The sequence below is a fragment of the Streptomyces sp. NPDC024632 genome, assembly GCF_055559175.1.
Window position 1 is genome coordinate 355,899 of the sequence record NZ_JBVHLD010000001.1, and the last position, 9,503, is coordinate 365,401.

At 72.9% G+C, this 9,503-nt stretch carries 9 protein-coding genes and 1 pseudogene; 5 read left to right on the forward strand and 5 right to left on the reverse strand.

Going from position 1 to position 9,503, the window contains the following annotated elements; all coding sequences use genetic code 11:
- Positions 1 to 85 precede the first annotated feature (85 nt).
- On the reverse strand, positions 86 to 439 hold the full coding sequence (locus ACZ37P_RS01575; RefSeq protein WP_188281477.1) for a HesB/IscA family protein: 354 nt from the start codon (positions 437 to 439) through the stop codon (positions 86 to 88).
- A gap of 269 nt (positions 440 to 708) precedes the next feature.
- On the opposite strand from ACZ37P_RS01575, the gene nadA reads away from it, so the two are divergent.
- On the forward strand, positions 709 to 1,881 hold the full coding sequence (gene nadA / locus ACZ37P_RS01580) for a quinolinate synthase NadA (protein WP_355334291.1): 1,173 nt from the start codon (positions 709 to 711) through the stop codon (positions 1,879 to 1,881).
- Positions 1,882 to 1,903: 22 nt separating this feature from the next.
- Positions 1,904 to 2,782 carry a GNAT family N-acetyltransferase gene (locus ACZ37P_RS01585; RefSeq protein ID WP_355334294.1) on the forward strand — a complete coding sequence of 293 codons (879 nt, stop codon included), beginning with the start codon at positions 1,904 to 1,906 and terminating at the stop codon, positions 2,780 to 2,782.
- Positions 2,783 to 2,890: 108 nt separating this feature from the next.
- Here ACZ37P_RS01585 and ACZ37P_RS01590 read toward each other — a convergent pair whose 3' ends face one another.
- The 4 genes and pseudogenes from ACZ37P_RS01590 to ACZ37P_RS01605 all read right to left on the reverse strand — a co-directional run bounded on the left by ACZ37P_RS01590 (position 2,891) and on the right by ACZ37P_RS01605 (position 6,329).
- Positions 2,891 to 3,601 (reverse strand): response regulator transcription factor, encoded by a 711-nt coding sequence (locus tag ACZ37P_RS01590; protein WP_467344275.1) that lies wholly within the window; start codon positions 3,599 to 3,601, stop codon positions 2,891 to 2,893.
- On the reverse strand, positions 3,598 to 5,013 hold the full coding sequence (locus ACZ37P_RS01595; RefSeq protein WP_467344277.1) for a sensor histidine kinase: 1,416 nt from the start codon (positions 5,011 to 5,013) through the stop codon (positions 3,598 to 3,600). Before ACZ37P_RS01595 ends, ACZ37P_RS01590 begins: the two co-directional genes overlap by 4 nt.
- 89 nt (positions 5,014 to 5,102) lie before the next feature.
- Positions 5,103 to 5,381 (reverse strand): annotated as a pseudogene (gene pspAA / locus ACZ37P_RS01600) (PspA-associated protein PspAA).
- Between the two features lie 156 nt (positions 5,382 to 5,537).
- Entirely contained in the window at positions 5,538 to 6,329 is a 792-nt protein-coding gene (locus ACZ37P_RS01605; protein ID WP_355334301.1) for a PspA/IM30 family protein, read from the reverse strand.
- A 205-nt stretch (positions 6,330 to 6,534) separates the two neighbouring features.
- Between ACZ37P_RS01605 and ACZ37P_RS01610 the strand changes: the two genes are divergently transcribed.
- The 3 genes from ACZ37P_RS01610 (at position 6,535) to ACZ37P_RS01620 (ending at position 9,394) form a co-directional block, all read left to right on the forward strand.
- Entirely contained in the window at positions 6,535 to 7,116 is a 582-nt protein-coding gene (locus tag ACZ37P_RS01610) for a DUF3043 domain-containing protein (RefSeq protein WP_355334304.1), read from the forward strand.
- A gap of 238 nt (positions 7,117 to 7,354) precedes the next feature.
- Positions 7,355 to 8,134 carry a class I SAM-dependent methyltransferase gene (locus tag ACZ37P_RS01615; protein ID WP_467344612.1) on the forward strand — a complete coding sequence of 260 codons (780 nt, stop codon included), beginning with the start codon at positions 7,355 to 7,357 and terminating at the stop codon, positions 8,132 to 8,134.
- Positions 8,135 to 8,302: 168 nt separating this feature from the next.
- Positions 8,303 to 9,394 carry a S1C family serine protease gene (locus ACZ37P_RS01620; RefSeq protein WP_401303867.1) on the forward strand — a complete coding sequence of 364 codons (1,092 nt, stop codon included), beginning with the start codon at positions 8,303 to 8,305 and terminating at the stop codon, positions 9,392 to 9,394.
- The last annotated feature ends 109 nt before the right edge of the window (positions 9,395 to 9,503 follow it).

A 9,503-nucleotide genomic window follows, 5' to 3' on the forward strand; every position in this document is an offset into this window, starting at 1 on the left:
AAGACGGGGTGGGGGCTCGCTTTCCCCCCCCCCCCCCCCCCCCCCCCCCCCCCCCCCCCCCCCCCCCCCCCCCCCCCCGGACCGGTTAGCTGAACGAGTCGCCGCAGGCGCAGGAGCCGGTGGCGTTCGGGTTGTCGATCGTGAAGCCCTGCTTCTCGATGGTGTCGACGAAGTCGATCGAGGCGCCGCCCAGGTACGGGGCGCTCATCCGGTCGGTGACGACCTTGACGCCGCCGAAGTCCTTGACCACGTCGCCGTCGAGCGAGCGCTCGTCAAAGAAGAGCTGGTAGCGCAGTCCCGAGCAGCCACCGGGCTGGACGGCGACGCGCAGAGCGAGGTCCTCACGGCCCTCCTGCTCCAGCAGGGTCTTCACCTTGATGGCGGCAGCGTCGGACAGGAGGATGCCGTCCGTCGTGGTGGTCTCGTCCTGAACCGTCATGTGCTTCTCTCCCGGGTTGTACGGACTGCTGGCTACCGACTGCTAACCGGCAACCGCGCGGATTCATTCCGTGCGTGTCGAGGTCCGCTACGACTTATTCCCCTCCATGCTCGCACACCGCGGCGGCGGCGAGGGAGGGCGCGGGGAGCGGTGAGAGCGAATGCGTCACATTGACGAAACCGGCATCGTCAATCTGACACGAACGGGCTATCATAGATAACGTCAAGTAGACGAAAAGGTCTGCGCTGCAAAGAAAGGGCTACGGGCCCGTGACCACGACGCAACCGCTGGACGTACAGCCCACGCCTCTCGCACTCCTCCTGCTCGGCCGGGAGTCCGACCCCCGCAGCGAGCGCGGAGTCGAGTGCCCCGGGGACCTGCCCGCACCGTCCGACCCGGACCTGGTGGAGCGCGCCCGCGCCGCCAAGGCCCGCCTCGGCGACAAGGTCTTCATCCTCGGCCACCACTACCAGCGCGACGAGGTGATCGAGTTCGCGGACGTCACCGGCGACTCCTTCAAGCTCGCGCGGGACGCCGCCGCCAGGCCGGAGGCCGAGTACATCGTCTTCTGCGGTGTGCACTTCATGGCCGAGTCGGCCGACATCCTCACCTCGGAGCGGCAGCAGGTCATCCTGCCCGACCTCGCCGCGGGCTGCTCGATGGCCGACATGGCCAGCGCCGAGCAGGTCGCGGAGTGCTGGGACGTGCTCGCCGAGGCGGGCGTGGCCGACGTCACCGTGCCGGTGTCGTACATGAACTCCTCCGCCGACATCAAGTCCTTCACCGGCCGCCACGGCGGCACCATCTGCACCTCGTCCAACGCCCGGCGCGCGCTGGAGTGGGCCTTCTCGCGGGGCGAGAAGGTGCTCTTCCTCCCCGACCAGCACCTCGGCCGCAACACCGCCGTACGCGACATGGGCTTCTCGCTGGACGACTGCGTCGTCTACAACCCGCACAAGCCGAACGGCGGTCTGACCGTCGAGCAGCTCCGCGCGGCCAAGATGATCCTGTGGCGCGGCCACTGCTCGGTGCACGGCCGCTTCTCGCTGGAGTCGGTCGAGGACGTCCGCGCCCGGATACCCGGCGTCAACGTCCTGGTGCACCCCGAGTGCAAGCACGAGGTGGTCGCGGCGGCGGACTACGTCGGCTCGACCGAGCACATCATCACGATGCTGGATGAGGCCCCCGCCGGTTCCGCGTGGGCGCTGGGCACCGAGCTGAACCTGGTGCGCAGGCTCGCCAACTCCCACCCCGACAAGCAGATCGTCTTCCTCGACAAGACCGTCTGCTTCTGCTCGACGATGAACCGGATCGACCTGCCGCACCTGGTGTGGACGCTGGAGTCGCTGGCCGACGGCAAGCTCGTCAACCGCATCCAGGTCGACGCGGAGACCGAGCACTTCGCGAAGCTGGCACTGGAACAGATGCTGGCCCTGCCGTAACGCGCGGCGCGATGATGGACGCGTGATCCTTCGACCGGTACGTGACGACGAGGAGGACGCCGAAGTCGTGCGGGTGATCTCGTCCGCCGCCTTCGGCGCCTCGCACGTGCTGAAGGGCGAGGCGCCGCAAGGGCCGTTACCGGCCGCGGAGATCGCCAGACAGCACAGCACCACCCGGCACCTGGCGCGCAGCGACCCCGGCGGCTGCTGGCTGATCGAGGACGGGACGGCGGGCCCGGTCGGGGTCGCGCTGTCCACCCGGCGCGAGGGCACCTGGGGCCTGTCGCTGCTGGCCGTGGTGCCCGGCGCGCAGGGCAAGGGCGTCGGAAAGGCGCTGCTCGCGCGGGCGTTGGTGCACGGCAGGGCGTGCCTGCGCGGCATCATCTGCGGCTCGCGGCACCCGGTGGCGGCCCGTACGTACCGCAGGGCCGGTTTCACGCTGCACCCCGCGATGCGGCTCACGGGCCCGGTGGACGCGGCCGGTCTCAAGCCGCCGGACGGCGCGGTGCACGAGGGCACCGCCCGCCACCGCGACCTGCTGGACTCCCTCGACCGCAGGACCCGGGGCGGCGCGCACGGCGCCGACCACGAGGAACTGCTGCGCCACCACCGGCTGTTCGTGGTCGACGACCTCGCGGGCAGCGGCTACTGCTACCTGCGCGGCGGCAGCGTCGAGCTGATCGCCGCCACCTCGCGGCGTCTTGCCTCCCGCCTCCTGACCGCCGCGCTGCTGAGCGTCCCCGAGGGCGAGACCGCCCGCGTCGACCGGCTGACCGCCGAGCAGGACTGGGCCCTGGACGTCGGGATCGCCGCCGGCCTGGAGATCGCCAACGCCGGATTCGTCTGCCTGCGCGGCATGCGCCCGCCGATGCCGTACATCCCCTCGGAGACCTTCCTCTGAGGAGTCTGACGAGGCGGCTCCGCTGCGGGCGGGCGGGCGGTGGCGGGGCGGGCGGTGGCGGGGCGGGCGGTGGCGGGGCGGACGACGGGCCCGGCAGGGGGGGCGCGGTCAGCGGGGGTGGGGGCGGACCAGGCCCGACTCGTAGGCGGCGACGACCAGTTGGGCGCGGTCGCGGGCGGCGAGCTTGGCCATGGTGTGGTTGATGTGGGTCTTGACGGTGAGCGGGCTGACGCCGAGGCGCGCCGCGATGGCCGCGTTGGACAGCCCGCCCGCCACCTCGATCAGCACCTCCCGCTCCCGGACGGTCAGCGCGTCGAGACCGGCGACCGTACGGACCCCGGCGTCGATCTGCTGCGACACGAAACGCGCGATCAGGCTCTTGGTGGCGGACGGCGACAGCAGCGCGTCCCCCGCCGCCACCGTCCTGATGCCGCCGAGCAGTTCCTCCGGCTCCGCGCCCTTGCCGAGGAAGCCCGCGGCCCCCGCGAGGATCGCCTGCACCACGTACTCGTCGGCCTCGAAGGTGGTCAGCACCAGCACCGCGACCTCGGTCAGCTCCGGGTCGGCGGTGATCTCGCGGGTGGCGGCGAGGCCGTCGGTACGGGGCATCCGGATGTCCATCAGCACCACGTCGGGGCTTGCGGTCCTGGCCAGTTCGACCGCCTCCGCGCCGTCGGTGGCCTCCCCGACCACCTCCATGTCGGGCTCGGACTCCACCAGGACGCGCAGCGCGCCGCGCAGCAGGGCCTGGTCGTCGGCGAGGACGACGCGCAGCGGTCCCCGCGCGCGCTCGTCGGCGAGGCGGCCGGTGCCGATCATCCGGCGCTCCCCTGGGCGCGCGGCGGGACGGCCGGGGCGGCGGCCGGGTGCGGGGGCGTGGAGAGCGGGAGCCGGACCCAGACGCGGAAGCCGCCGCCGGGGCGGGCGCCGGTGCGGCACATGCCGCCGAGGGCGCTGGCCCGTTCGTGCATGCCGAGCAGGCCGTGGCCGCCGGGGGCGCCGTCGTGCGGATCGGCGGGACACGGCGGGCCGCCGTCCCCCGTACCGCCCGCGCCGCCCGTACCGCCTGTACCGCCTGCACCGCTGCCGCGCCGGGGCCCCGGCAGCGCGCCGGACGGCAGCAGCGAGGCGGCCTCGCCGGGCGCGCCGTCGTCGTCCACCACGACTTCGAGCACGCCCGGCTCACGGCGGATGCGGACGACGGCGCCCGCGCCGGGGCCCGCGTGCTTCTGCACGTTCGTGAGGGACTCCTGGATCACGCGGTACGCGGTGAGGTCGACGCTGGCGGGCAGCGGCGGCACGGCCGGGTCGTCCGCCGCGCTCCCGCCCCGCTCCCCCGGCCCGGCACGCGCGTCCTCGCGCACCTCGTGGCCGTCGACCGCGCATTCGACGGTGACGCGCAGCCCGGCGCGCAGGAAGCCGTCGAGGAGCTGATCGAGGACGGCGAGGCCCGGCGCCGGTTCCATCGGCGCCTCGGGCTCTCCCGACTGGCGCAACAGGCCGACGGTGGCGCGCAGTTCGTGCAGGGCGGACCGGCTCGCCTCGCGGACGTGCGCGAGGGCCTGCTTGGCCTGGTCGGGCCTGCTGTCCATGACGTGCGCGGCGACCCCGGCCTGCACATTGACCAGGGCGATGTGGTGGGCGACCACGTCGTGCAGCTCGCGGGCGATCCGCATCCGTTCCTCCGCCACCCGCCGTCTGGCCTCCTCCTCGCGGCTGCGTTCCGCGCGCAGCGCCCGTTCCTCGACGGCGGCGACGTACGCGCGGCGGCTGCGGGCCGCGTCACCGGCCGCCGCGGCCATGCCCGTCCAGGCGAAGACGCCGAAGTTGGACTGCCCGTACCAGGGCCCCGGGCCGCAGGACATGGCCAGCGCGGTCAGTCCGACGCTGACCAGCAGGCCGGTCACCCAGGTGGTGTGCCGGTCGGTGCGGGCGGCGACGGTGCACAGGGCGAGGGCCACCGCGAAGATCACCGGGATCCGGCCGTCCACCGGGCGCAGCGCGATGAAGACCGCGGAGAGCACACAGGTGAAGACCAGCACCGCCCACGGGACGCGGCGGCGCAGGACGAGCGACCCGCAGGCCAGCGCCGCGAGCGCGGTGTCGACCAGGCCGAGCCGGTACGTCTGGATCCCGGCCACCGTGCCGGCCAGGATCACCGCGAAGACGAGGGCGGCGAGACCCGCGTCAGCCGTCCCCTGATGCGCCCGCAGCCAGCGGCTGGGGCCCACGAGAGGATTCCTCGGCGGAAGCGGATACTGCACGGTAGGCAACGGTACGGGAAGCCCGGCGCGCCCCGTACCCGCCCGGTGCCCCGCCCTCAGCCCGGGATCAGTCCGTCGTCGTTGAGCAGTTCACGGACCTCTTCGAGGCTCGCGTCCGGCGACGGCAGGATCAGTGTCGACGGCTCCAGGGAGTCGTCGGGCACCGGCTCCCCGAAGCGGCGGACCGCGTCGAGCAGCGCGCCCAGCGTGCGCCGGAAGCCCTCCTCGTCCCCGTTCCTGACCTCGGCGAGCAGCTCGTCGTCCAGCTTGTTCAGCTCGCCGAGATGGCTCTCGTCGAGCCCGACCTAGCCCTCCCCCATGATCCGTACGATCATGACGGCCTCCTCCGTAACCCTGCTGACGTGCCGCCCGGCGGCCGAGCCTGCCTGTCCTGCGTACCCCTGCGGCGCGCGTCCTGTCCACGTCCACCGCAGTCCACATCCACCGCTGGTCACGACCTACCGCCGGTCATGACCTCCTGCCGGTGAGACCTACTGCTTGTCGAACCGCGGGGTGTCCTGCGGTTCGGGCTTGGCGGCCTGACCGCCCTGCCCGCCCTCGATCGCCTGCGGCGCGCTGCCGCCGGCCAGCTCGGCCTTCATCCGCTGGAGCTCCAGCTCGACGTCGCTGCCGCCGGAGAGACGGTCGAGCTCGGACTGGATGTCGTCCTTGGCCAGACCGCTGGGGTCGTCGAGCGCGCCCGAGGCCAGCAGCTCGTCGAGAGCGCCCGCGCGGGCCCTGAGCTGCTCGGTCTTGTCCTCGGCACGCTGGATCGCCATGCCGACGTCGCCCATCTCCTCGGAGATGCCGGAGAACGCCTCGCCGATCTGGGTCTGCGCCTGGGCCGCGGTGTACGTGGCCTTGATGGTCTCCTTCTTCGTGCGGAAGGCGTCCACCTTGGCCTGGAGCCGCTGGGAGGCGAGCGTGAGCTTCTCCTCCTCGCCCTGGAGCGTGGTGTGCTGCGTCTCCAGGTCGGCGACCTGCTGCTGGAGGGCGGCCCGGCGCGACAGCGCCTCGCGGGCCAGGTCCTCACGGCCCAGCGCCAGCGCCTTGCGCCCCTGGTCCTCGTAGGTCGACGACTTCTTCTGCAACTCCGTGAGCTGCAATTCGAGCCGCTTACGGGAGGTGGCGACGTCCGCCACGCCCCGCCGTACCTTCTGCAGCAGTTCGAGCTGCTTCTGGTACGAGTAGTCGAGCGTCTCGCGCGGGTCCTCGGCCCTGTCCAGGGCCTTGTTGGCCTTCGCGCGGAAAATCAGTCCCATCCGCTTCATGACACCGCTCATGGGCCTCGCGCGCCCCCTTCTCCGGCAACTGCTCCAGCATGCCTCAGCACCTCTACAGACCCCAGCCTACGGGCCCTGGTTCCATTACCGCACTGTTCGGGTGCGGATGCGGTCATCCGTAGGGACGATCACGGTTCGGTGACCTCAGGCCCAAGGAGTAGGTGAGGGGCTGGGGCCGGGCCCGGGAACCACGTAACCTGGAGGTGTGTTCCGACGTCGTTCCGAAGATGAGCAGGTCTCGACCACCGCGGTGATCGAGGACCAGGTACGTGACCCGCAGGCTCCCAAGGGTCGCCCCACTCCGAAGCGCAGTGAGGCCCAGAGCCAGCGCCGCAAGGCCGTCACCGCGCCGACCGACCGCAAGGCGGCCACGCGGCAGGCCCGCGACGCCCGCCGCACCGAGATGGCCAAGCAGCGCCAGGCGCTGGCCGGTGGCGACGAGCGGTATCTGCCGGTCAGGGACAAGGGGCCGGTGCGCAAATTCACCCGCGACTACGTCGACTCGCGGTTCCGGGTGGCCGAGTTCTTCCTGCCGGTCGCGGTCCTGATCCTCGTGATGAGCATCATCGGCTCCCTCCAGAGCCTGTCGCTGCTGCTGTGGCTGGTCGTGATCGTGGCGATCGTGGTCGACTCGTTCGTCACCGCGTTCCGGCTGCGCCAGCAGCTGCGCAAGCGGCTCCCCGACAAGAGCCACAAGGGCGCCGTCGCCTACGGGCTGATGCGCACCCTCCAGATGCGCCGTCTGCGGCTGCCCAAGCCGCAGGTGCAGCGCGGCGACCAGCTCTGAACGGCGGCGGATCCTGAACGACGCGAGGGCGGCCGACGCCGCCGGTTTCGGTCCGCCCGCTCCGGGCGGGGACGACCCGTCCGCCGGGTCCTTCGGCGCGGTGACGCCGTACGGGTCGGCGTATCCGGGCGGCGCGTACGGCTTCGGGACTCCGGCCGCCGGTGTGCCCGTCCCGCCCCCGGCTCCCGCCGCGGAGCCGCCCGGCGCGGGCGGCTTCTCCGGCGGCGCGGGCAACTGGCTGGCCGGGCTCGACGGCCTGCGCAACACCGTCAGGCAGGAGCTGGTCTCGCGCCAGCTCGACGAGCGCCTCACCGCGCACTTCCCGCCCAGCGGCGGCGCGCACGCCCGGCACCAGCGGTCGCTGCGCGTGCTGGACATCGGCCCCGGCCAGGGCACCCAGGCGCTGCGGCTGGCCCGCGCGGGCCACATCGTGACCGGTCTGGAGTCCGACCCGGCGATGCTCACCGCCCTGCGGGCCGCGGTCGCCGCCGAGCCGCAGGACGTACGCAACCGGATGGCGCTGCTGCGCGGCGACGGCCGCCAGACCGGCCGCCACTTCGGGCCCGCCTGCTTCGACGTCGTGCTCTGCCACGGCGTGCTCATGTACGTGCCCGACCCCGAGCCGCTGCTCGCCGCGCTCGCCAGGGTGCTGGCCCCCGGCGGCCTGCTCTCGCTGCTCGTGCGGAACGGTGACGCGCTGGCCATGCGGCCGGGGCTGCTCGGCGACTGGTCGGGCGCCCTGGGCGCGGTCGGCGCCACCGGCTACACCAACCGGCTCGGCCTGACCACCCGCGCCGACCGGCGCGAACGCCTCACGGCGACGCTCGCCGGGATCGGTGTGCCCCTCCAGGCGTGGTACGGGGTGCGGGTCTTCACCGACACCGCGCCGGACGGCGCGCGCCCTCCGCAGGACCCGCACGAGCTGGCCCAACTGCTCGACGCGGAGGAGGCCGCCGGGCGGACCGATCCGTACCGCGCGGTGGCCGCGCTGCTGCACCTGTGCGGCGTGCGCTGCTGACCGCGCCTGCGTGAAGGCGTCCGTACGGAGGTCCGCGTTATGGCCGCGTGGAGGCCCGAGTGAGGTCCCGCGGGGAGGCCCGGGCGGAGGACGGTGTCCCGGCGGGGGCGAGACCCGTTTGGCCGTGCGGGCCGGGTCAGGGGCAGCTTCAAACGTGACAATTCAGGCATGAGTGGATCGCGTACCCCTTGGCACCGCACCCGGTTCCTGCTGCCCGGCGCCGCCGCCGTCTGCGCGACGGCGATGTTGGCCTCCGGTTGCAGCTCCGACTCCGGCTCGGCGGCGAGGTCGGCCCCCGCCACGGTGGCGCCCGCGGCCGACACGTCCTCGTCGGGGAGCAACGACCTCCAGACGTCGTACGAGAACACCGTGAAGAACGTGCTGCCGTCGGTCGTGCAGATCACGACGAACTCCGACCTCGGCTCCGGGGTCGTGTACGACGACAAGGGCGACATCGTCACGAACGCCCATGTGGTCGGCACCGCGAAGAGCTTCCAGGTCAATCTGGCCACCGGCGGCAAGGCGCTGGCCGCGACCCTGGTGGCGACCTACCCGGCCGAGGACCTGGCCGTGATCAGGCTGTCGTCGCCGCCGAGCGGTCTGCACCCGGCGAGCTTCGCGGACTCCTCGAAGGTGGCGGTCGGCCAGATCGTGCTGGCGATGGGCAATCCGCTGGGGCTGTCGAGCAGCGTCACCGAGGGCATCGTGTCGGCGACCGGCCGCACCGTCAGCGAGGGCGCCACGGGCGGCGGGACCGGCGCGACCATCCCCGACATGGTGCAGACCTCGGCGTCCATCAATCCGGGCAACAGCGGCGGCGCGCTGGTGAACCTCGCCAACCAGGTCATCGGCATCCCCACGCTGGCCGCGACCGACCCGCAGCTCGGCAGCGGCTCGGCGCCCGGCATCGGCTTCGCGATCCCGTCCTCGACGGTCACCCGGATCGCCGGCCAGATCATCAAGGACGGCAAGGTCGTGGACTCCGGCCGGGCGGCGCTCGGCATCACCGTGCGCGGCGTCGTGGACAACGGGCTCCAGCCCGCGGGCGCCGCGATCGTCTCGGTGACCAAAGGGGGCGCCGCCGAGAAGGCCGGGCTCAAAACTGGCGACGTGATCACCAAACTGGGCTCGACGCCGATCACCACGGCGCAGACGCTGACCGAGGCGCTGGCCTCGTACAAGCCGGGCGACAAGGTGCGGGTCGGCTACGAGCAGGACGGGGCGGCGAAGACCGTGGAGGTCACGCTGGGCTCGCTGTGAGCGCGGTACGGCATGACGACGGCGGGGGGGGGGGACGGGGGGGGGGGGGGGGGGCCACCCCGCCCCCCAGCACCCCCATGTCCCCCCCCCCTCCCTCCCCCCTCCCCCC